This is a genomic window from Streptomyces sp. NPDC127097 (assembly GCF_042724075.1).
Taxonomy (GTDB): Bacteria; Actinomycetota; Actinomycetes; order Streptomycetales; family Streptomycetaceae; genus Streptomyces.
This window is the reverse complement of sequence record NZ_JBHXFI010000023.1, coordinates 55,017-77,116: the sequence shown is the minus strand read 5'-3', so window position 1 is coordinate 77,116 and position 22,100 is coordinate 55,017. Positions and strand designations below refer to the sequence as shown.

The following is a 22,100-nucleotide window of genomic DNA, read 5'->3' as shown; positions in this document are numbered from 1 at the left end:
GCCGGATCCACGCGCGGAGCGGGCGCGTTCGGGTAGCCACCGCCCGCCCGCTCCGGCTGCCGGCTACCGGTCCGCCGCCGGGACGATGCCGGGGGCGAACTTGTAGGACATGGCCTCCATCAGCGGCTTGCGCTGGGTGTTGTGGAAGGCCGCGATGCGCCACCGGCCGTCGTTCTCGCGGATCAGGGTGTACGTCTGGACCTTGCCGAGCTTGCGGGGGCGCCGGCCCTTGTAGGTGTCGCCCCGGCCGTTGACGACGGCCACCTCCGGTCCGTAGAAGCAGATGTCGAGGATCTCGTCGGCGAGTTGGGTGTCCTTGAGGAACTTCGCGAAGAGTGCGCGATGGCTCTCCACGATGTCCCGGCGGCCTTGGTAGAAGGTGCCGACGTAGGTGGTGTAGGTGGCGTCCTGGGTGAACAGCGCGCCGTACGCCTCGGCGTCGTGGCGGCCCCAGGCGGCGATCAGGTCGTCGACTACTGCCCTGACCGCCGCGACGTCCTGCTCTTGCTGACCCTGCATGGCGTATCACTCCACCGGGCGGCGGCGGATCGGCCGCCACGTCGTGGGAGCGCACCTCGATCACACCGTCGGCGATATCGCAGGTCCAGGACGCTCAGGAGGTGGTCGTACGCCGTCGCGGATTCACTCCTTGCCTTCCGCCACGACCCGCACCGTCTGGAGCCGGGTATCGACGGCGTCGGGAAGGTTCATGCCCGCTTCGATCCCTGAGCGCAGGTAGTGCAGCACCGGTTCGTTGAGGAGTTCGCCCGGCAGTACGGCCGGGATACCGGGCGGATAGGGCGTGATCATCTCGGCGGCCACGCGCCCCGCGGCCTCCTGCACGGGCACGTCTTCCACGGGCCCGAAGAAGGCATCGCGCGGCAGACAGGTCTGCTGGAGCCGCAGCGTCGCGGGGGGAGGGACGTCGACCCGGGGACCGGGCAGCAGGTCCGGCCCGGCGGTGGACACCGCCTTCAGCGCCTCCAGGAGCACGGTTGCCGTCTCTTGGTCGTCAGCATGGGTGAGCTGGGTGTTGATGCGGCGATGGTCGGCCAGATGCACATCGACGTGGCGGTGCTCGCGAAGCCAGTCGGCCACCCGGTACCCCGTGGTGTGGAGCCCGGTGACGTCCACGACGACAGGAAGCGGATCGAAGTCGTCTGCCAGGCCGGGACCGCAGAAGTCCGCACGGTCGTGCACGTGGAAGCCCTCGATCTCCTCGATGGCCTCGCGCACCTGTGCCGTCAGCCGGAGGGCCCCCTCCAGCAGGTCATGGCCGTGCTGGGCCATCTGCCGGCGCCAGCCGTCGAGACCGGCGTAGATGAGCACGGACGGGCTGGTGGTACCGAGCAGATCCGCCCGGGTCTTGAGCAGGGCCGGATCGATCAGATCGCCCTGTAGATGGAAGACGGAACCCTGCTCCAGGCCGCTCCCCATTTTGTGGATGCTGGTGACACAGACATCCGCACCCGCGTCCATGGCCCACGTCGGCAGATCGGTGTGGAACGGCAAGTGCGCGCCCCAGGCTTCATCAACGATGAGGGGGCTCTGCCGACGGTGGCAGGTGTCCGCGATGGCACGGAGGTCCGCGCAGGTGCCGTACGGGGTGGGACTGGTGATCAGCGCCCCCTTCGCGTCCGGGTGGGCGGCGAAGGCCGCCTCGAAGTCCTCCGCGGACGGCGGGTGCGCCAGATGCCGGTCGGCGTCCCACCTGGGGTCCACCCACACGGGGTGGATGCCCGAGAGGATCAGGCCGGCGACGACGGACTTGTGTGCGTCCCGGCCGATCAGCAGCTTCTCGTGGGGCCGCGCGACGGAGAGCATGGCGGCCTTCACCGACAGGGAGCTCCCGCAGGTCGAGAAGAAGGTGTGGGACGCGTGCACGGCATCGGCCATCAGCCTCTCCGCGCGTTCGAGGATCCTCCCGCCCGTACGCCGGTCGTCCAGGCCGCCGGAGGCCAGGACATCCCCGTAGAAGACAGCGTCGCCCAGCACGTCACGGACCCGCGGATCGGCACCCCGCGCCTGCTTGTGACCAGGAGGGCTGAACGACAACTGCTTCGAGGAGTGATACCGGGCGAGGGCTTCCAGCACGGGTGCGTGACTGTGGTCAAAGGGCATAACGGACGATTTCCCGACTCGCACACGGCTAATCACGAGGCAGTTGCCCGGCCAGGTGGTGCTTCAGGTTTCGTATCGGGGCCGGAGCCGGGCCGGGGCCGGGGCCGGGGCCGGTGGCCGTCGGGGCGGCCGGTGGCTCGCGCCGGTGACAGCATGAACGGGACGCCCGGGGAGTCGTATATAGCGCCGTAAGGGGTTGGCCAACTCGCCCTGTCCGAGGGCGTCTTACTTGGGGAAGCGAGGTCCCCTATCCCAATTCCCTTGCCCAGCCGAGCAGTTGGCGGTCGTCCAAGCCGTTGCCCAGCCAGTCGTGGTCGAGGTGGGCTCCCGGAAGGGACGGTACGACCGCGACGTAGAGTCCGGCGGCGCGGGCCGCGGAGATGCCGGTGGCCGAGTCCTCGAAGGCGACTGAGCGCTGTGGTGCCGCACCGAGGGCCTCGCATGCCATGAGGTAGAGGTCCGGTGCGGGCTTGGGGGAGGCCACCTCGTCGGCGGCGAACGAGTGGGTGAAGTGAGCGGCGAGGCCGGCCGATTCCAGTGCCGTGTCGAGCAGTTCGCGGGGGCTGTTGCTGGCGACGGCAATGGGCACCGCCGCCCGGCAGGCGCGCACCAGATCCGCTGCTCCGGGGAGGGCGGCGGCGCCCCCGGCCAGTTCCTTGCGGACTCTTTCGAGGAGCTCGGCGGCGAGTTCGGCACCGGCTCCGGGCCGTCCGAAGTAGTCCGCCATGGCCGCCGCCGCGTCCTCCACGGTACGGCCGATGACCAGCGCTTTCTGTTCGGGGCCGAAGGAGTGGCCGTGCGCGGCGAAAACGGCCGTTTCCGCGACGGTCCAGCAGTCCTCGGTGTTGACCAGCAGGCCGTCGCAGTCGAAGACCACGGCCTCCGCGCTGGTGGGGAGCGAGCGCATACGGGTGTCCCTTCATGTCGGGTGAGTTGGTTGCCTGATCACGGCCCGCGGTCGCGCCGGCCGGTGCCTTACTCCCCGAGCGCGAGCCGGACCCCGAATGCGGCGATGACCGTACCGGTGACGCGGTCGAGAACGCGGCGCGCGGCGGGCCGTTGCAGACGGTCCCGGAGCACGTGCCCGAGGGTGATCAGTACGCCGGCCCATAGGACGGCCAGCAGGATGTGGATGCCCGTCAGGAGCACGCCCGCAGCGAGGTGCGAGGTGTCGGCAGGCAGGAACTGCGGGAGCACCGCGACATAGAAGGCGCCCATCTTCGGGTTGAGAAGGTTGGTCGTGATGCCCTGGCGCCAGCCGCCGAGCAGGGAGTCGCCGGAGCCCGGTCCCGACGTGACCTCGGCCCCGCTCCCGGGCGTCTCCGGGGCCTCGTCCACCGAGCGGCGCCAGGTGGCCCACAGCATCCTGCCGCCCATCCACACCAGGTACGCGGCCCCGGCCCAGCGGAGGATCTCGTAGGCGAGGTGGGACGCGGTGAGCAGCGCGGTCACACCGAGCGAGGTGAGCGTGCCCCAGATCAGGGTGCCGCTCTGGATGCCGAGGACCACGCCCCAGGCGCGCCGGCGGTGCCCGAGAGCGGCAGTGCGCAGGACGAGGGCGGTGTCCAGCCCGGGAGTGAGGGTGAGGAGTCCCACCATCAAAGAGAACGTCCACAACGCGTCGATGGCGATCATGGGCGCTCACGATACGTCCGGAGGCGGGGGACAGCTACTTTTCTGCCCGATATCGGGCAGGAACTGTGCTGTTCGCGCTTGGGTCGCCCGCGGCGCCAGAGGAGCCTCCAGCATGAACCTAAGTGGCGGAAAGGTGCGATTCGACTGCTGCGCGACCCCTTGACGCGACCTCGGGGGCCTCTCATACTCGGGGCCAAATCGATTTGGCCAAATCGATTTGGCTCCCCGTCCAGGGCCGGATCGTGGCCGGAACCGGAACGAGCTGGAACGGAGCTCGAAGGTGTCCAGATCCCGCCCCACGCCCGCCCCCACCAACCCGACCCCCGGGGGAGCGCCTGTCCCGGACAGGGCTCCTCACCCGGTGGACGAATCCCGCCCCCTGGGCAAGATCGTCCTCTTCGGCCTCCAGCATGTGCTGGTCATGGCCGCGACCCCCATCTCCGCGGTCTTCCTGATGAGCGCGACGCTGGGGCTGAGTCCCGGCGTCACCGTTGATCTGCTGTCCGCGGCCTTCCTGGCCTCCGGGATCGGATCGCTGATCCAGTCCCTGGGCCCGTGGAAGTTCGGCCCGAAGCTGCCGTTCGTGATGCTGCCCGGCGGTGCCCCGCTCGTGCTCTTCCTGGCGATCGCGGCGCAGCACGGACTGCGGACGGCGACCGGCGCGGTGCTGCTCACCGCCGTGTTCACCTTCGTCGTCCTTCCCCTCTTCTCCCGCCTGCTGCGGTTCTTCCCGCCCCTGGTCATCGGCACGATGATCGTGATCGTCGGCGTCAACCTGGTGAAGGTCGGTGCGCTGCTGGTCACCGGACGCCCCGGCGAACCCGGTTTCGCCGCCCCTTCACACCTCGCCCTCGCCTTCGCGACGATCGGCTTCACGGTGGCGTTCTACTGGCTCTTCACCGGAGTGCTGCGCCAACTGGCGGTGTTGCTGGGCCTGTTCGCCGGCACGGTGCTTGCCCTGCTGCTGTTCGGCCTGGACGGCGGCCGGATCGCCGAGGGTGGTCTCATCGGCGTCCCGCATTTCCTTCCCTTCGGCACTCCGCAGTTCAACCTGCTGGCCGCCCTCCCCCTCATGCTGTACAGCCTGGCCTCCATGGCCGAGGCCACCGGGCAGACCGTGATCAACGCGGAGGCGGTGGGCAAGGACATCGACCCGCGGACAGCCGTCCCCCGGACGGTGCGGGGCGACGCGGCGACCTCGCTCCTCGGCGGTCTGTTCGGGCTGCCGTTGATGGTGACCAGCGGCGAGAACATCGGCATCGTCCGTGTCACGGGCGTCCGCAGCCGCTTCGTGACGACCGCCGCCGGCCTCGTCCTCATCGCCCTCGGCTTCCTGGCGCCCGTCACCCGCGCGATCAGCGTGATTCCCTCCGCTGTCATCGGGGGTACCGCTCTGGTGGTGTTCGCCGTCATCACGGTGCTGGGCGTCCAGATGCTCGGGCGCGCCGAACTCGACCGGCACACCCACACGTTCATCTGCGCCGTCGCGCTGGCCCTTGGCCTGCTGCCCATCCTCGTACCCGGCGTCTACGGCGGCTTCCCGCCGACCGTACGGATCCTGTTGGAGAGCGGCGTCGGGGTGGGCGCCCTGGTCGCGGCCGTCCTCAACGTCCTTTTCCACCACCTTGGTGCGCGCCGCAGTGACGTGTCCGGTGGTGATGCGCCGGACGTTGATGCACGGGACGCCAGTGCACCGGACGTCGCGCCAGACGTCCACGCGCCAGGCGTCGACGCACCGGACGCCGAAGCGCCAGACACCGACGCACCCGGAATCCGCCGTCGGAGCGCGCCGTCATCGTAAGTCCGTTGTCCATAAGCGCCGTTGTCCGTAAACGGCCTTGCTCGTAAATGACCTTGTCCGCCGGCTGCCCGGCACCGGGTCGGCGTGGCCCCCGAGCTGCGGGAACGCACCCGTCGCTCACCGGCCCCCCCGCCGACCGTTTCCCGAAATGAGAGTTGATGACCGACCTGACCCCGGATCACGTCAGCGCCGACACGCTGCTCCTGGTCCCTGATGTGACGCTGACCCCTGACGGCCCCCAGGACGGGTACGGGGTGGTGGTGGCCGACGGGACGTTCGTCGGCGTCGGCCCCGCGGAACGCCTGGCGCGGATCCACCCGCAGCTGACGCCCGTACGACTGCCGGGACATGTGCTGATGCCCGGTTTCGTCGACGCCCATCATCACCTCACACAGAGCTTCGGCGCGGCGCTCGCCTTCGGCGAACCGTCGGAGATCTTCCGCCGGGTGTGGGTTCCCCTGGAGGGCGCGCTGGACGAGGAGTCCGTCTTCGTGGCGACGAAGCTGGCCGCGCTGGAGTCGCTGCGCGGCGGCTTCACCACGGTCGCCGACGCCGGCACCCGCGCGTCGGTGGACGTGGACGTGGTGGCTTCGGCGGCCCGGGAGGCCGGTATCCGCTGTGTTCTCGGGCTGGTCTGCAACGACGCCGACAATGACGCAGAGGACGGGGGCGACGCAGCACGCGCCGTGCTCGCCAAGGCGGCGGAGCACCTCGCCCGTTACGACGGCGACGCTCTGATCCATCCGTCGCTCGCCGTCTCCGTCCCGGAGGCCGCAACGCCCCGCACCCTGCGGGACACCGCCCGGCTGGCCGCCGCCGCGCAGGCCGTCGTCCAGATCCATGTGAACGAACACCTCGCGGGAGTGGAGCGGTCGCTGGTCCGGTTCGGCCTGCGGCCGCTGGAATATCTGCACCATGTGGGCGCCCTCGGGCCGCAGCTGGTCGCGGCCCATGCGACCCTCCTCACGCCTGCCGAAGTCGGTCTGCTCGCCGACACCGGGGCGGCGGTGAGCTACAACCCCGTGGCGAGCGCCTGGAAGGGCAACGCGGTCGCCCCGGCCACCACACTGGCCGCGCGCGGCATACGGTTCGGCCTGGGCACGGACGGCACCCGCGGCGACGCGTTCCGCCTGGTCGAGGCGGCGGAGTTCGCACAGCGCCTCACGTACGGGCTGGCCACCGGGGACTCCTCGTGCGGTGCCGGGTGGACCTGGCTGGAGCACGGTGCGGCGGGTGGCGCGGACGCGCTCGGGCTGGGAACCCGTACGGGCCGGATCGCCGAAGGTGCCGCCGCCGACTTCCTGCTGGTCGATGTGACCGGCCCCGAGATGCACCCCTCCTGGGACCTGCCGTGGGAACTGGTCCGACGCGGCAACCGCGACCAGATCACCGCGGTGTTCGTGGCCGGCCGGCTGCGACTGTGGCGCGGCTGGCCGCCCGACTGGGACGGCCCCGCGCTGGTCCGGCGCGCGGCCGAGCTGGGCCCCGAGGTGGTGCGGCGCGCGTCGGTGGTCCGGGCCCACCCGACCTCGGAGGCCGCGCGGACGCGGGCCGCGGCAGCAGGGTCGCCGGGGGACGCGCCGGCGCGAGGTGTGGCGCGGGCGGCCGATGCCTCGCGGATCCGGAGCGCCGCGCGATGAGTGGCGAGACGCTCGCCGTCCTGGCGGTGGTGGTGGCCACGGCGGCGTTCGTGCAGGGCGCCAGCGGGCTCGGGTTCGCCTTGATCGTGGCCCCCGTCGCGGGGCTGCTGGACCCCGGGCTGCTCCCGGTGTTCGTCCTCGCCTCCATGATCCCGCTGAACCTGTACGTGGCCTGGCGCGAACGGCGCAGCCTCGACCTGCGTGGCGCGGGCTGGATCACCGCGGCCCGCCTGGCGGCCACCCCCGGCGGTCTGCTCCTGCTCTGGCTGACCCCTGACCGCAGCCTCGGCCTGGTCGTGGGCGCGGCGACGGTCCTGGCAGCGCTCGCGAGCCTCGCCGCGCCCGCGTTCACGCCGGGGCGCGGCGCGTATGTCGGCGCCGGTGTCGTCACCGGCCTCACCGAAACGGCGACCGGTGTCGGCGGTCCACCCCTCGCCCTGGTCTACCAACACCGTCCACCGGGCGAACTGCGGTCCACGGTGGCCGTGTGCTTCCTGGTCGGCGAAGCGGCCTCGCTGGCGCTGCTGTTCGCGACGGGGGAGGGACGTCCGGCCCAATTGGGTTGGGCGGTCCTGCTGTTGCCGGCGACCGCCCTCGGTGCCTGGCTCAGCGCACTGGTCCACCACAGGGTCGATGCGTCGAAACTGCGGGTGTTTGTGTTGGCGTTCGCGTTGATTTCGGGGGTTGTGTTGATGGTGGGGGTTTGAGGGGGGCGGGGGCGGGGCGAGGGCCTCGGGTGGCGTAGGTGGCGCGGGGCTGGGGTAGGGCGGTCTGGCCCTGGCCATCGGGTGCCGGGTGCCGGGTGCGTGCCGGGTACCGGGTGGCGGTCGCGTTCGTAGTGGGGTGGGACGTGGGGCTGCGATGCCCGTCCTCGGCCCGGCGGCTGGCCGGGGTGGCCTTGGGTGACCCGGCGCTCGCACGAGCCGCTAGGGGCCGGTCTCCCTCTTCACGACATGCCCGACGGCCGACGGCGCCGGCCGCCGGGCGGTGCCCTGCGGCGCCTCGGGCCGTCGGGCGGTGCGGCTTCGGCGCCGCGGGGGAGGGGCGGGCCGGAGCGGTCGGAGTGGTCGGCGCACGAAGAGGGACTCCGTCCCCCCCGGTCGCGTTCGGTCGCACGGCCCAGGCCCAGGCCCAGAGCCAGTGTGCTGGAAGCCGGGCGAGTGGTCGGCGAAGATACAGGCATGCCCAGTATTCGTCCCGGTTCCGGCGCCCGGCCGCCGACGATCGCCGATGTCGCCGAGGCCGCCTCGGTGTCACGGACGACCGTCTCGCACGCCCTCAACGACATCGGCAAGGTCGACCCGCGGACCCGCGAACGCATCAAGAAGATCGCCGCCGAACTGGGCTACCGGCCGAACCTCCGGGCCCAGCGGCTGCGCCGGGGCCAGGCGAAGGCGATCGCGCTCGCCTCGTCGATGCCGTTCGCCGTGGCCGGGGGCCCGTCCCGGCTCGGCTTCTACATGGAGGTCGCCGCGGCGGCGGCCGAGCGGGCCCTCGTACACGACTACGCGCTCGTGCTCATACCGCCCGTGCAGTCCGGCTCGGCCCTCTACTCCGTGGACATCGACGGCGCGATCGTCGTCGAACCGGACGAGGACGACGTGGCGGTGGCGCAGCTGCGGGGGCGCGGGCTGCCGTATGTGACGCTCGGCCGGCCGGCGCCTGGCGACGACGCGCCGTACGTCGACCTACAGGGCGGCCGCGTCGCCGAGGTGCTCCTGGACCACCTGCGCGAGCAGGGCGCCCGGCACCCGGCGCTCCTGGTCGGAGCGGGGGCCCGGCACTCCGCGGTCGACGCCCGTGCCGCGTATCTCCGGGCCGCCGAGGAGCACGGCTGGCCCCCGGTCGTCGCGACCGCCCCGGAGGAGGGTGGCGAACAGGCCGGGTACGACGCCTGCGCGGCGCTCCTCGACGCCCATCCGGACGTCGACGCGGTCTGCGCCCTCGTCGACGCCTTCGCGGTCGGCGCCCTCCGTGCCGTCCGCGACCGGGGCCGCCGCGTCCCCGAGGACGTCATGCTCGTCACCCGGTACGACGGCCTGCGCGCCCGCACCTGCGAGCCGCCGCTGACGGCGGTCGACCTTCAGCTGGAACGGGCGGCGGGGGAGGCCGTCGAGCTGCTGCTCAGCAGGCTGAGCGCCGGGGGAGACCAGGCCGCCACCGGCCCGCGGCCGCGGCGCGAGCCTCGCGTCATCGCGCGCGCCTCGTCCTTGCGCCTCCCGCCCCGGGGGTAGCGCTTCCGGGCCCCGTCGCACGGAGGGCGCGCGGTCCCACTGGGCAAATCGGAATATTCCGGTGCGCATGATCCTAGAGTGGTGTGGTGAACGGTGGCCGGCCAGTACGGGATGACGAGGGGAGCGCGGCCCGGCTCCTCGCGCTGGCCGACGGGGTGTTCGCCATCGCGATGACGCTGCTGGCGCTGGACATCGCGGTGCCCGACGGGCTGGACTCCGCCGGTTTCGCGCAGGCGCTGAGGGACGTGATGCCCAAAGTCTGGGCGTACGCCCTCAGTTTGGTGGTCATCGCGGCGTTCTGGCGGGGGCACTACGAGCTCTTCCGGTACGTGCGGGACGTGGACGGCACGATCATCAAGCTGGTGCTGCTGAGCCTGGGGCTGGTCGCCCTGATGCCGTTCCCCACCACCCTGCTGGCCGAGTACGGGGACGAGCCGCAGTCGGTGGCCGTCTACTCCGGCGCCGTCGCGGCCATGGGGGCCACGCAGCTCGCGCTGACGATCATGCTGTGGAAGCGCCCATGGCTGGGGAGAGCGGTGCTGTCCGACCCCGTCGCGCGCAACGATGTGGTCGACCTTGCGGCGACGGTGCTGGTCTTCGCCGTCGCCATCCCGATCGCCTTCGTCTCGCCGACGGCCGCGAAGCTGTGGTGGGCGGTGCTGATCCCGGTCAGAATCGCGACGGGCAAACGGGGCAAGCGCCTGCGTGCGGAGGCTCAGCGGTTCAGCGCCTAGAGGGACGGCGATGCATGATCCCTGCGCCCGCCTCCGTATGAGGGGGCAGCGGCGGTGCGCACCCACTCCTGGGCCGCGCCCCCGCCCGCCCGAGCGACCACGAGCCCCAGGTCATCCGACTTGGCCCCTGACGCACGTAGGCTGCCCGCGCTGACGATTCCTCATGAAAGGGGCAGCTCATGACCTCTCGCCTCAACCCGTACATCAGCTTCTCCGGTGAAGCGAAGCAAGCCATGGAGTTCTACAAGGAGGTCCTCGGCGGCGACCTGTCCGTCAACACCTACGGCGCCTTCGGCTCCGAGGCGCCACCCGGATACACCGACAAGATCATGCACAGCCAGCTCGAGACCGCGAGCGGCTTCACCCTGATGGCTGCCGACAATCCGCCCGGGACCGAACACAAGCCCGGGAACAACTTCGCGGTGAGCCTGTCCGGCGACGACTCGGACGAACTGCGCGACTACTGGCAGAAGCTGTCCGCGGACGGCACCGTGGCCGTACCCCTGGAAAAGCAGATGTGGGGGGATGTGTTCGGCATGTGCACGGACAAGTTCGGTATCACGTGGATGGTCAATATCAGCGAGCAGTAGAGCTGGCCCGGACGTCGGCGCGTCGGTGCTCCAATCGGGGCGCCGACGCGGGGGCTAGGGACGTGGCGTCAGTGCGGTGTTGGCGACGTCGAGGATGTCGCGGAAGGTGCGGGTGATCACCGGCCTCGCGAGGTGGCGGGTGAGGAACGCCTGACCCCACCACCAGCATGTGTCGGTACCCCGGCCGGCATCACACGCGGCCCCTTTCTTCGGCTGCCCATCGAGACACGGCACCTCAGCGATCCGTGACAGCCCGCCGTTGTGATTCGCTGCACAACGAGGGTTCAGGGCTGCTGCGTTGCGGCACTGATCCGCAGGTCTTGGCTCTCACTGGCCAGGGCGGCCAGGGCCGTCGGGGCGGCCGGGGCCGGGGCTGACGTGCGGGAGCCGCAACCCCTATAGGGAGGGTTGCGGCTCCGGCTCACCGGTATGGCACGGGGGTACCGGCGGGATCAGCAGGCGGTCGTGGTCTCCCAGGCGTAGAAGGTGGTTCCGCCGACCTCGTAGCAGGTGTCCTGGTTCGCGGGCGCCTTCCGGGTGTTGATGGTGGACCAGTTCGGTCCGCCTTCCGAAGCCGTCCGCCGGAATCCGGTCCACCAGAAGCCGGTGAGCTCGAGAGGGAAGGGGCAGATATCGGCCCATCACAGGACGGGCATGGCCAGATGCTGGAGCTCCTGATGGACACCTCGTACAGCGAATCGGCCACGGGGTGTATCGGGGCGATGTGGACTTCGGCCCGATCTCTATAGTCGCACCCATGGATAAGAGAAAAAGCGCAGAGCCTCAAAGCCGCCGTACCCTGCGGGTCGCATTGTCCGCGGGCTGCACGTTTTTGATTCTGGGGCTGTTATGGATCGTGGCGTGGAAGGTCGGTTGGTGGACTCCCGGTCTCGGGCTCCTGTCGGCAAAGGTGGCCGTCCTGCTGTCGATGGGGCCTGCGGCCTTGGTCGCCTGGTTCGCCCGGCGGCGGTAGACGTTTCACGCCGGCAGGGCAGTGAAGACCTTCTCCCAGGTGTCATCGGCCGCCCACTTACGCAGGCGGTTGTGCACGTCTTACGGCAACAGGAGTCACGCCTGACGGAGCAGCCCTTCCTCTTCCGTCGCGGCCACCTCCCCTCCCCCGTGTCCATCCGCCACCACGCAGGCATCCATACGTCACTATGTGCGGAAACATCCGCTTCGTCTGGAGGTCGCGCATGAGCCGTGATGATCTTCCATATCCAGAGACCGGGCTGCTGCTCACCCACTTCCTGACGGTGGCCGACGTAGCCCGGTCCCGCGCCTTCTATTCCGACGTTCTGGGCGGTGAAGTGGTCCTCGCCGAGAATCCCTGCATCGTCAAGCTCGCCAACGGATGGATCATCATGAACCCCGGCGGCGGGCCGACCCCCGACAAACCAGACGTCACCCTGCGCCCGCCCACTGACCCGAATACGGTCAGCAGCTTCCTCAATATCCGCGTCGCCGACATCGAGGAATGCCACCGGCAGTGGAGCGCGAAGGGAGCGGAATTCCTCACCCCTCCCCTCGACCGCAAAGCCGAACTGCGCTGCTATCTGCGAGACCCGGACGGCTACCTCATCGAAGTGGGACAAGCCACCGGCATGCAGCAGGGAATCTTCGCGGACCGACCCGCCGGCAACAACTGACACCGACGGTCCGGGACCGCGACCGCCCGGCAAGGCGATCCAGAAGATCTTGCCGTTCTTCATCCGGGCGATGGCGTGCTCGACGTGGGCGCGTACCTTGCGGTGCGCGACGATCAGGCGGGTGCCGGCTGGAGGGGGCCGCTGCCCCCTCCCCGCCCTCCCGGTGCCGTCAGCCGCGTCCGGTGAACTTCTGCCCCACCTCGAGGCCGCGCAGGCTCGCGAGGACCTTCGGGTCCTGGGCGTCCAGCCAGTCGCAGAGCTGGCGGAAGGAGACCAGCCGGACGTCCTTGTGTGTGCCGTCGGCCATGTGCTTGAGCGCGTCCTCGACGGCGTCCATATAGATGCCGCCGTTCCACGTCTCGAAGTGGTTGCCGATGAAGAGGGGGGCGCGGTTGCCCTCGTAGGCCCGCTTGAAGCCGGCGATGTAGGCGCCGGTGGCCTCCTTCCGCCACTGGGGGTACTTGGCCGGCGGCCCCTTGGTGACGTTGCTCGGCGACTGATTGGCCGCCATGTTGTAGTCCATCGAGAGGACCGGGAAGCTGTGGCCGGGGAACGGTATCCCCTGTAGCGGAAAGTCCCAGAGACCCTGCTTCTTGCTGGGCCACACCTGTCGCCCGCCCGGTGAGCTGGAGTCGTAGCGCCAGCCGAGCTTGCGGGCCGTGGGCAGCAGATTCTGCTGGCCGAGCAGCTGAGGGGTGCGGCCGCCGACGAGTTCCTTGGAGTAGTCGAAGGGCAGCGGATCGAGATCGGTGAAACCGGTGTTGGTACGCCACTTGGTGACGAAGTCCATGGCCTGCTGGATCTCGGATTCCCACTGCGCGGGCTTCCAATGGGCGACCGAGCCGGGCCCGGTCCCGCCGAAGTGCCCGTTGAAGTGGGTGCCTATCTCGTGGCCCTCCAGCCACGCCGCGCGCAGGTTCTTCAGCGTCGCCTTGATGTGCTCGTCGGTGAGGAACTCGATGTCGGAGGCGCCGACGGGGTTGTTCGGCGGCCGGTACAGCCGCCGCTTCGACTCGGGCAGCGCGTACAGCCCGGAGAAGAAGAAGGTCATCGACGCGTTGTGGTCCTTGGCGAGCTTGCGGAACCGCGGGAAGAGGCCGTCCCCCACGTCGCCCGCGCCGTCCCAGGAGAAGACAACGAACTGCGGAGGCTTCTGGCCCGGCTCCAGCTTCTCCGGTGCGGGCGGCTGGTTGGGCTGCTTTCCGGTGTACGCGGTCGAGCCGTCGCCGATCGGCTTGGCCTGCGGCGTCTGGCCGGACTTGGCGCCGACCTTGCCGGATTCCGACGAACCGAAGGGGGAGCAGCCTGCGACGGACAGCGCGGTCGCCGCTCCTACCCCGAGTCCCAATATGTTCCGGCGGCTGAATTCACGCATAACGGTCCCCGTCGCATTCGTTCGAAGTTCTGGTGAGTGAGGCGCCCGGAGAAGTGGGACACCTAGAGGGATGGCGCAGCGGATGTCGAGGTTCCGCTTCACCCGCGTAAAGCAGGTGTCTCCGGTAACTCCGGCATCGAGCGCTCTCCCTGTGCGATGGGCGTGGGCGGGGCCAGGAAGCTTGAGACAGCAGCGATGACGACCCGCAGCCGGCGCCCTTTGACGCACATGACTCTCACGGAGATCGCTAGCGCACCGATAACGCCTCACTAACACGCGTTACCGGCGCCCGTTGCCGTACTGGTGCCGTACTGGCCTGCACCGCAACGAGCCCGACCCCTGCCGGGACGCGCGCTCAGCGGCGCCGGCGGTACGGGTCGGGCTCGTGGGTCAGTCGTCGGTGATCCGAGCTGACCGGGAGTGGTCCTCAGAACTGGAAGGTGAGGACTGCCAGGTGGTCGGAGGGCCAGTCCGCCCCGCCCCCGAAGGTGGCAGAGCCAGCGGGCTTCAGCGAACCGCCCTTGTGCAGGATGAAGTCGATGCGGTCCTGCGGCTCCGGCTTGTTGCCGTAGTCACTGTTCTGCTTGGTCACGGGAGACCAGGTGTTGCCGGGCTCCTTCGCGGGGCTCGGTGCAGTTCACGGAAGGAGTCCTTGAACCCCTTGTCCGCGAAAGCCTTGGTCGCGGGCCATTCCACCGCCGAGTCGCAGTGCGTGGCCTTGGTCTCCTCGGTCCAGTCCAGGTGGGAGGGCGCATTGAAGTCGCCCGCGACGACCGCCGGCGCCGAGCCGGTCCACCGCTATGTCCTGGGCCTGGGCCTTGCGGCTCGCCTCGTCCGCGTAGATCTGCTGGTAGCTGTCCTGGTCGAAGCAGGCGTTGTACGGGCCGTACTTGGTGTAGTCGAGGTGAATCGAGTACACCCACACGCCCTGGATCTTCGCGGCGATCGCCTCCGCGCCGGAGGACTCCTGTAGAGCGACGACCTCGGCGCTGGTGTTGTCCGGGCCGTCCGGGTGCTTCGCGCTCTCACTCACGTGGTGCTCGTTTCTCTCATACGCCGGAAGAACCGGCAGGTGTGGGGGAAGGAGCCGGGCGCTGGCCACACCCTCACCCATGAGGCTCCCGTCCGGCGCCAAGGCCGCTGTCGGCAAGACCCACGGTCGCCGACAGCGGCTGTCCGGGCACCGGACTCCTCATCCCGCACCGCTGGGAGCGCGGCCAGCGCCGCACTCCCGGACTGGAAACGACCTAGCCGTTCGAGTCCGGCTTCCAGTCTTCGGCGAGGAGACCGAGCAGCACCTCGTCCAGGAACTCGCCCATCACCCAGGCCGAGGAGCGCAGCACGCCCTCGCGGACGAAGCCGTTGCGCTCGGCGGAGCGCAGCATCGCGGCGTTGTCGGCCAGCGTCTCGATCTGTAGCCGCTGTAGGCCGCGCACGACGAAGCCGTAGTGGCACAGCGTCGCGACCACGTCAGTGCCGTAGCCCTTGCCGCGCGAGGACGGCAGCAGCCCCAACCCGATGTGGGCGGACCGGTGGTGAGTGTCGATGCCCCACAGCGTCGCACTGCCGACCAGTGTGCCGCCGCCCAGCTCCACCACGGAGAACTGGACGAGCCCCTCCGCCTTGTCGTCCACCACGAGCCGCGGATCCTTCGAGCCGGGCGTGATCGGCCGCCACGGCGAGCCTTCGGCCCGCGAGGCGTTGACCACGTCGTCGTAGAGCTCGGCCCGCAGGACCGGGATGTCGTCCTCGTGCCGGGCCCTGAGCCCGACCTTGTTGCCCTTTAGCATGCAGGTTTCTTATCCGACCGGGCCGACCTGCGGCAAGCGAATTGGAGGCCGGCTCAGTTGGTGGAGCGGCGGCGGCAGTTGAGGGTGGTGCCCGGTGCTCCTGCCTCGCCGCGCTGCGTCAGCCGAGGGTGACCGAGCCGCCCTTGACCGTCACCTTGGCGGGAGCCAGGCCCTTCGTGGCGGGGCCGGTCTTTACGCTGCCGTCGGTGATGTCGAACTTGCTGCCGTGGCACATGCAGTTGATGGTGCCGCCGGAGACCTCGCCGACGACGCAGCCCGCGTGGGTGCAGATCGCGGAGAACGCCTTGATGTCCCCGTCCTGGGGCTGGGTGACGACGACCTTCTCGCCCTTGAAGATCTTGCCGCCGCCCTTGGGGATCTCCGACGTCTTGGCGAGGGTGGGGCCGCTGTCCCCACCGGCGGAGCCGTCGGCCCCGCTCCCGCCGGTGCCGCCCGAACCGCTGTCGCCGCCTCCGCCGCTCGTCTCGGGGGCGGCCTGATCGTCACCCGTGGCCTTCGAGTCCCCGCTCCCCGTGTCCGACATGCTGCCGCCGCAGGCCGCCAGCGCTGCCGTGAGTCCGGCCGCGCCGACCGCCGCGACGACGGCCCGCCGCCCCGTCCCACGTCCGGCCGGCGCCTGGCCGGCCTCCTCCGCTGCGGTCACCGCTGCGGTCTCCGTCCGCTCCGACGCTGCCTGTCGAGCCATGGTGTGCCTCCGGTTCTTGGTGGTGCCTTCGGTGCGCGATGTGCTCCATGGACGTTGCACAAGGCCATACGGAGCCGCGGCCCGGAGCGTTCAATGCAGGGGTGTGCCATCCGTGGGAGCGGCCATCGGACGCTCCCACGGATGGCGGCGGGCAGCAGGCGTCACGCCTTGCCGGCGGCCCCCTTCAACGCGTCCATCAGGAAGTCCCGCTGGAAGTGCAGCAGCTGCGCGTTGACCGCGTCGTCGGCCGGGAGATGGGTGGCGCCGGGCAGCGGCAGCACACTGTGGGGTTTGCCCGCCGCGAGCAGTTCCGCCGAGAAGCGGAGGGTGTGCGCGGCCGCCACATTGTCGTCCGCGAGCCCGTGGACCAGCAGCAGCGGGCGGCTCAGCAGATGGCCGTGGCCGATCAGGGAGGTGCGCTCGTAGTTTTCCGGCTGCTCCTCCGGGTGGCCCAGGTAGCGCTCCTTCCAGTGGGTGTCGTACATCCGCATGTCAGTGGGCGGGGCACCGGCGACCGCCGCGTGGAAGATCTCGGGGTGGTACAGCACGGCGGCCGCGGCCAGGAACCCGCCGAAGGACCAGCCGCGGATCGCCACCCGTGTCAGATCCAGGTCACCGCAGTGCGCCGCGGCCGCCCGCAGCGCGTCGACCTGGTCCTCCAGTGCCGGGCCGAGCTGGTCGCCGTGAATGGTCTTCTCCCAGGCCGGGCCCCGGTTCGGGGTTCCGCGCCCGTCGACCACCAGCACCGCGAACCCCTGCTCGGCGAACCACTGCGACACACAGGTGAACCACCCCCGGGCCCGCCCCACGAGCTGCATGGCCGGCCCCCCGTACGGGTCGAGGAGTACCGGGAGCTTTCCGGAGCCCTCTTCGTGCCACGACGGCAGGTAGAGGGCGCCGCGCAACTTCCGTTCGCCGAGCGTCAGATGGACCGGTCGCGGGGTGACCGACGGCTCCTCGGCGAGCGAGGCGAGGGCCTGGTACGGCGGGTCCCCGGCAGCCCCGGCAGCATCCTCGGCAGCCCCGTCACCCCGCAGGACGCCCACCTCGGTGCCCCGCGGGGTCAGGCCGGCAAGGACGACCGTGCCGCCCCGCGCCGTCCCCGTGTACCTGCCGGGCTCCCGGCTCAGCCGGCGGAGGCCGTGGCCGGGTTCATGGCACCACACATGGGTCTCCAGCGGGTCGTCGCTCGCCGTGAACAGCACCCGCTCACCCTCGACCCCCAGGACCGCGGACAGCTGTAGCCCCTCCGGGGTGACCCGTTGGCCGCCGATGGTCAGATAGCGGGTGTCGCCCTCGTCCTCGGGGAGCACCAGGGCACCCGACGCCGTACGGGCCGGGGTGCCCTCGATGATCTCCACCCAGGCGGGGTCGGTCCGCTCATGGAGCACCTCGGTGGCACCGGTCTCCGGATCGACCGCGAGCGTGCGGACCGTGCGCTGGTCGCGGCTCTGCACGGTGACGAACGGACCGTGCGCGTCCCAGCCGGCCGCCACGAGGTACTCGTACGCCTTACGGTCCCACTCCACCCCGACCCGCTCGCCCTCCAGCGAGCGGACCTCCAGGGTGACCTCCGCATTCGCGGTGCCGGCCGCCGGGTAGCGGATCGCCTGCGGCGGCTTCGCCGGGTTGGCCGGATCGCTGATGTAACGCCGTTCCACGGGGCTGGTGTCGACCCTCGCCACCAGGACGCGGCGGCTGTCCGGCGCCCACCAGTAGCCGCGCGACCGCCGCATCGATTCGGCGGCCGCGTACTCGGCGAGCCCGTAGGAGATCTCCGGGTCCTCCGCACGGGCCAGCTGCCGGTCGGCGCCGGTCAGATCGACGACGTGGAAGCAGCGGCGGCTCACATAGGCGATGTACCGGCCGTCGGGGGAGGGGCGGGGGTCGACCACCGGACCGGCCGCGGGGACGGAGAACGGTGAGCCGCCGTCGGTACGCACCGCCCACAGGGCCCCCGACAGCGCGAACGCCACCAGACGGGCGGCATCGTCCGTCGCGTACGACACCACTCCCACCGACCGTTCACGGGCGCGCTCCCGGCGCAGCCTCTCCTCCTCGGGGACCGGCCCGGAACCGGCCCCTACCAGGAGCGCCGGATCGGCGAGCAGCCTTTCCGCGCCGTCCTCGTACTGCCACAGCCGGCCCACCGGATCGGTGCCCGAGACCGTACGGACGAAGAGCACCCGGCGGCCGTCGGGGGAGACGGTGAAATGCCTCGGAACGCCGAGGGAGAAACGGCGGCTGCGGGCGAACTGGCGGGGAAAGTCGGTGGAGTTCGTGGACTGCTCGGATATCAGGGTGCTGCTGTGCAAGATGCTGTCCTCCTGATGGTGAGGGCGTTCCGGTCTGCGGCGGTCCCGGGGCACGGCAAGCCCTGGGGGCAACCTAGGCATATTTCGGATTCCGGGAAAAGGCCCGGTCGTGACGAGTGGATCCGTGCAGCACTGAGCGCCGGTATCCGACCGGGCGCAGAGCGAAGAAGCCGGCGACGGGACGAGGCCCGTCGCCGTGGTGGTGGAGAAGCCGGCCGAAGAAGCCTTGGCGCTGGGCTGTGCCGCCGTGTGTGAGGGCGGCCGCCGCCGGGACCGCTTTCGGGTTCGTTCCCCTCGAGGCCCGGAGACCGTCGGGGCCGACGATCTCCGTACATCTATCACAGGGGCCCGCCGACGATCACGCGAAATTGCGGACCGCCGCGATCAGCGCCCGTACAGCTCCGGGCGACGGTCCCTGAGGTAGGTCGTGTTCCGGCGCGCCGAGGCCAGTGTGCTGGGATCCACCTCGCCGAACAGCAGCTGGTCCCCGTCGGAGGAGGTGGGGCCGAGGGACTCCACGGTGCCGTCCGGGGCGGCGATCGTGGTGCGGCCGCAGAAACGGAGGCCGCCGTGCTCGCCGGTCCAGTTGGCGTAGGCGACGTAGAGCTGACTCTCGAAGGCGCGGGCGGGCACGAGGGTCCGGGCGACGAAATCCCAGGGCCTCATCAGGCCCGTGGGGACCAGCAGCAGATCCGTGCCCGCGAGCGCGTGGGCTCGCACGGCCTCGGGGAACTCGACGTCGTAGCAGATCAGCATGCCCACCGTCAGACCTCCCAGCGGGGCCTGGACCACGCCATTGCCGCCGGGGGTGAACAGCTCGTGCTCGGCACGGCCGTAGAGATGTGTCTTGCGGTAGACGGCCAGCGGACGCCCGTCCCGGCCGACCAGTCGCACCGCGTTGTAGAGGTGTGCACCGTCCCGCTCGGGCCAGCCGTACGCCATCGCGATGCCGGCTTCCCGGGCGATCTCGGCGACCGCGGTGCCTTGCGGGCCGTCCGCGGTGCCGGCCGACTGCGCGAGGGCCGCGGGCTGGAGCGGATAGCCGCCGATGGTCATCTCGGGAGCGAGCAGCAGGCCGGCGCCCTCGGCGGCCGCCTTCCCCGCGGCTTCCCGCAGCCTGTCGAGGGTCTGCGGGAAGTCCGTCGGGCCACAGACGGTCTGAAGACAGGCGATCTTCACTGGGTACGTCCTCCGGGGGTGACACCCGCCGCCCGCCGGCGGTGCCGGTGCCGTCGGCGACCTACCGGCCGCGGGCCCGGGCGAGATGCTCCAACTGCCGTTTGTCCGGCTTGCCGTTGCGATTGAGCGGGAAGTGTTCGAGCACGACGACCCGGTCGGGGTGCTCGTAGGCCGCCAGCATGCCACAGAGCCGCTCGCGCCAGTACGTGTCCTCCCGGCTCTGGTCGTCCTCCACGAAGAACACGAGCTGGGCGCCGCGCCGCTCGTCGGGCAGGGCGACGATCCTGACGGAGCAGCCCTGCGCCGCCACACCGCGTTCGATCAGCTCGGGGTAGAGGGTGTAACCCTTGCGGTGCACCGCGTACTTGCGGCCGAGGACGAAGAGGTTGCCGTCCGTGTCGAGCCGGCCGAGATCGCCGGTGCGCTGCCAGCCCTGGGGGGCGGGCTGGAGAGTGCCGTCCTCGGCGAGGTACCCCTCCAGCGCGTCGGGGGTGTTCACCTCCACCTCGCCGGGCTCGCCCGCGGGGACCGCCCGGCCCTCGTCGTCGACGACGCGCACCCGGATACCGTCCATCGCCTGCCCGCACGCCACGGGATTGTCCGGCGTCGCGAAGGCGATATTGCCCAGCTCCGTGCTGCCGTAGCTGTCCAGCAGCGGCCGCCCGAACTCCGCCTCGTACTGGCCGACCAGCGGATCGTCCAGCGGCGCCGCGCCGACGCAGAACATCCGCGCCCGCGCCAGCCCCGGGCGCAGACTCGGCTTCCGCGAGACGAGGTTGAGCATGCTGCGGTAGCTGGACGGCGTGGCATCGATGACCGTGGCCCCCGACTCCTCCGCCATCAGCAGCGCGCGGTCCAGCCGCCGGTACGGGGCGATCACCAGCGAACACCGTTTCAGCCAGGCGATCAGCACCATGGAGAGGCCGTACTGGTGGGCGAACGGCAGCAGCGGCAGCAGGACATCGTCCTCCCGGTGCCCGACCTGCGCCGCGTTCCGTTCGAGGTTCTTGAGGAACTTGCGACCGGACTTGACCACGCCCTTGGGGGAGCCGGTCGAGCCGGAGGTCCACATGATCAGGCCGTCGGGGAGCTCGCACCAGGCGTCGGTGGTCAGCCGCTCGCCGGTGACCTGCCGGCCGGCGGCGGACACCAGCAACTCATAGAGATGCACGGCCTCCTGGCTGCTGTCGAGCGGGGAGTCCTCGTCACTGAGGACCAGCTTCGTACCGGTCCGCAGGATGATCCGCCGGGTCGGCTCCGCATGCTCCTGCTGGTCGACCAGCACGATCGAGGCGCCTATGTGCATCAGCCCGAGCAGTGTCGCCACCCAGGCGGGCGAGTTGCCGGCCTTGAGCATGACCCGGTCCCCGGGGCCGACGCCCCGCTCGCCGAGCACCTGCGCGATGCGGAGTGCGTCCTGCTCGAATTCGGACAAGGTCCGCACCGAGTCAGGGGCAAAGATCTTTGCGTTCACTGGTCGCACGCTTCCTTCCTCGTGGGCAGACCTCACATGCGGCATCACTACGGAAAACCAGCGGGAGCCGCCCAGCCGACAGGGCAGGGCACGTGCCTCACCTACGGCGAGTCTGGAAGCGGGGGCGCGGGGAGGGAACCCTTATCCGCACCCCTAAGGTCCCTTCTCTTGCCGCCGCGGCCGCGTGCCGCTGCGCCGGGAATTCCGTTGCGGGCCGGGCCCACCAGGGACGTTGCGCGGAGTGCAGCGGGTATCGGCGCCGCCGCGTCCAGGCATCCGGCGAATGAGGGGAACGCGGCCTGCGCGCGGGCGCCTTCGTCGTGGCCTGCCCACCGGCGCCGCGGCGTTCGAGGTGCCACCGCGGAGGGCGGCATGATCGATCTTGCTTTCGCCGAGCAATTCCGCCTGCCGGTTTTCCTCCGCGGTTCACCTTCCTGCCCGGCCGCCGTGATACGCCGCGCCGCGCCCCACCCCGGTAATTCCTTTCGGCCATCTTCCGCCGTACTGGCTCAGGTGCCCGTGCACCGCCCCTGGCCTCCTTCGTCGCGTGACCCGCGAGGATGCCGGGCCGGCGGGCGAGCTGACTTTTGCGGGTTACTCACAGGTCAGTTCCTGCACTTACTCTGGGTAGCGCCCTGTGCACGAGAGTCAAGGCGGGGTCAAGCGCTGCCACGTCAACTTCCGTCGTCCCGCCACGGATTGTGCTGATGGGTGGGGTGGTTCGTGGGGTGGCCACGGTGTGACGGTGCGGAGAAGTGCCCGCCGGCCGTTGGTGTCCACGGACTGCTGCTCGCCTCCTCAGGCGCTGTGGGAGTTTTGCTCCGTGGGCTGCGCTGATGGTGCGCGACGCCCTATTG

20 protein-coding genes and 1 pseudogene are annotated in these 22,100 nt (G+C 70.5%); 9 read left to right on the top strand and 12 right to left on the bottom strand.

All coding sequences use genetic code 11. The annotated features are described in order from the left end of the window. Positions 1–63: 63 nt before the first annotated feature. From ACFWJW_RS19215 to ACFWJW_RS19200, 4 genes are all read right to left on the bottom strand, one after another. On the bottom strand, positions 64–519 hold the full coding sequence (locus tag ACFWJW_RS19215; RefSeq protein WP_387242373.1) for an SgcJ/EcaC family oxidoreductase: 456 nt from the start codon (positions 517–519) through the stop codon (positions 64–66). A gap of 123 nt (positions 520–642) precedes the next feature. Then, positions 643–2,121 carry an aminotransferase class I/II-fold pyridoxal phosphate-dependent enzyme gene (locus ACFWJW_RS19210; protein ID WP_387242370.1) on the bottom strand — a complete coding sequence of 493 codons (1,479 nt, stop codon included), beginning with the start codon at positions 2,119–2,121 and terminating at the stop codon, positions 643–645. Positions 2,122–2,368: 247 nt separating this feature from the next. After that, on the bottom strand, positions 2,369–3,028 hold the full coding sequence (locus ACFWJW_RS19205) for an HAD family hydrolase (protein ID WP_387242367.1): 660 nt from the start codon (positions 3,026–3,028) through the stop codon (positions 2,369–2,371). Between the two features lie 68 nt (positions 3,029–3,096). Then, on the bottom strand, positions 3,097–3,756 hold the full coding sequence (locus ACFWJW_RS19200) for a LysE family translocator (protein ID WP_387242364.1): 660 nt from the start codon (positions 3,754–3,756) through the stop codon (positions 3,097–3,099). Positions 3,757–4,117: 361 nt separating this feature from the next. Between ACFWJW_RS19200 and ACFWJW_RS19195 the strand changes: the two genes are divergently transcribed. From ACFWJW_RS19195 to ACFWJW_RS19160, 8 genes are all read left to right on the top strand, one after another. Further along, positions 4,118–5,557, top strand: a complete 1,440-nt coding sequence (locus ACFWJW_RS19195) for a uracil-xanthine permease family protein (protein WP_387242361.1) — start codon at positions 4,118–4,120, stop codon at positions 5,555–5,557. A 158-nt stretch (positions 5,558–5,715) separates the two neighbouring features. Continuing rightward, positions 5,716–7,197, top strand: a complete 1,482-nt coding sequence (locus ACFWJW_RS19190) for an amidohydrolase family protein (protein ID WP_387242358.1) — start codon at positions 5,716–5,718, stop codon at positions 7,195–7,197. After that, positions 7,194–7,904: a sulfite exporter TauE/SafE family protein gene (locus ACFWJW_RS19185; protein ID WP_387242355.1), complete on the top strand. Its 711-nt coding sequence runs from the start codon at positions 7,194–7,196 to the stop codon at positions 7,902–7,904. Before ACFWJW_RS19190 ends, ACFWJW_RS19185 begins: the two co-directional genes overlap by 4 nt. Before the next feature lie 474 nt (positions 7,905–8,378). Next, positions 8,379–9,431 (top strand): LacI family DNA-binding transcriptional regulator, encoded by a 1,053-nt coding sequence (locus tag ACFWJW_RS19180; RefSeq protein WP_387242353.1) that lies wholly within the window; start codon positions 8,379–8,381, stop codon positions 9,429–9,431. An 86-nt stretch (positions 9,432–9,517) separates the two neighbouring features. Next, complete coding sequence (locus ACFWJW_RS19175; protein WP_387242351.1) at positions 9,518–10,165, top strand: TMEM175 family protein; 648 nt, start codon at positions 9,518–9,520, stop codon at positions 10,163–10,165. Between the two features lie 179 nt (positions 10,166–10,344). Further along, on the top strand, positions 10,345–10,755 hold the full coding sequence (locus ACFWJW_RS19170) for a VOC family protein (protein ID WP_387242348.1): 411 nt from the start codon (positions 10,345–10,347) through the stop codon (positions 10,753–10,755). Positions 10,756–11,512: 757 nt separating this feature from the next. Then, complete coding sequence (locus ACFWJW_RS19165; protein ID WP_387242345.1) at positions 11,513–11,728, top strand: hypothetical protein; 216 nt, start codon at positions 11,513–11,515, stop codon at positions 11,726–11,728. Between the two features lie 223 nt (positions 11,729–11,951). Beyond that, positions 11,952–12,404, top strand: coding sequence for a VOC family protein (locus tag ACFWJW_RS19160; protein WP_387242342.1), 453 nt, complete (start codon positions 11,952–11,954; stop codon positions 12,402–12,404). Positions 12,405–12,573: 169 nt separating this feature from the next. Here the strand turns inward: ACFWJW_RS19160 and ACFWJW_RS19155 are convergent, their stop codons facing one another. The 3 genes from ACFWJW_RS19155 to ACFWJW_RS19145 all read right to left on the bottom strand — a co-directional run bounded on the left by ACFWJW_RS19155 (position 12,574) and on the right by ACFWJW_RS19145 (position 14,812). Beyond that, positions 12,574–13,779 carry a hypothetical protein gene (locus tag ACFWJW_RS19155; RefSeq protein ID WP_387242339.1) on the bottom strand — a complete coding sequence of 402 codons (1,206 nt, stop codon included), beginning with the start codon at positions 13,777–13,779 and terminating at the stop codon, positions 12,574–12,576. A gap of 427 nt (positions 13,780–14,206) precedes the next feature. Beyond that, on the bottom strand, positions 14,207–14,371 hold the full coding sequence (locus ACFWJW_RS19150) for a hypothetical protein (protein ID WP_387242336.1): 165 nt from the start codon (positions 14,369–14,371) through the stop codon (positions 14,207–14,209). Between the two features lie 45 nt (positions 14,372–14,416). Then, positions 14,417–14,812: a hypothetical protein gene (locus ACFWJW_RS19145; protein ID WP_387242333.1), complete on the bottom strand. Its 396-nt coding sequence runs from the start codon at positions 14,810–14,812 to the stop codon at positions 14,417–14,419. Positions 14,813–14,903: 91 nt separating this feature from the next. On the opposite strand from ACFWJW_RS19145, the pseudogene ACFWJW_RS19140 reads away from it, so the two are divergent. After that, positions 14,904–15,040: pseudogene (locus ACFWJW_RS19140) on the top strand (IS5/IS1182 family transposase); the annotation flags it as partial. Here the strand turns inward: ACFWJW_RS19140 and ACFWJW_RS19135 are convergent. The 5 genes from ACFWJW_RS19135 to ACFWJW_RS19115 all read right to left on the bottom strand — a co-directional run bounded on the left by ACFWJW_RS19135 (position 15,027) and on the right by ACFWJW_RS19115 (position 21,243). Continuing rightward, on the bottom strand, positions 15,027–15,569 hold the full coding sequence (locus ACFWJW_RS19135) for a GNAT family N-acetyltransferase (protein WP_387242330.1): 543 nt from the start codon (positions 15,567–15,569) through the stop codon (positions 15,027–15,029). The pseudogene ACFWJW_RS19140 and the gene ACFWJW_RS19135 overlap by 14 nt on opposite strands. 118 nt (positions 15,570–15,687) lie before the next feature. Beyond that, positions 15,688–16,275 (bottom strand): Rieske (2Fe-2S) protein, encoded by a 588-nt coding sequence (locus ACFWJW_RS19130; RefSeq protein ID WP_387242327.1) that lies wholly within the window; start codon positions 16,273–16,275, stop codon positions 15,688–15,690. A gap of 161 nt (positions 16,276–16,436) precedes the next feature. Beyond that, positions 16,437–18,590, bottom strand: coding sequence for a prolyl oligopeptidase family serine peptidase (locus ACFWJW_RS19125; RefSeq protein ID WP_387242324.1), 2,154 nt, complete (start codon positions 18,588–18,590; stop codon positions 16,437–16,439). Between the two features lie 384 nt (positions 18,591–18,974). Further along, positions 18,975–19,769, bottom strand: coding sequence for a carbon-nitrogen hydrolase family protein (locus tag ACFWJW_RS19120; RefSeq protein WP_387242322.1), 795 nt, complete (start codon positions 19,767–19,769; stop codon positions 18,975–18,977). Between the two features lie 61 nt (positions 19,770–19,830). Beyond that, complete coding sequence (locus tag ACFWJW_RS19115; protein WP_387242319.1) at positions 19,831–21,243, bottom strand: class I adenylate-forming enzyme family protein; 1,413 nt, start codon at positions 21,241–21,243, stop codon at positions 19,831–19,833. Positions 21,244–22,100: the final 857 nt, after the last annotated feature.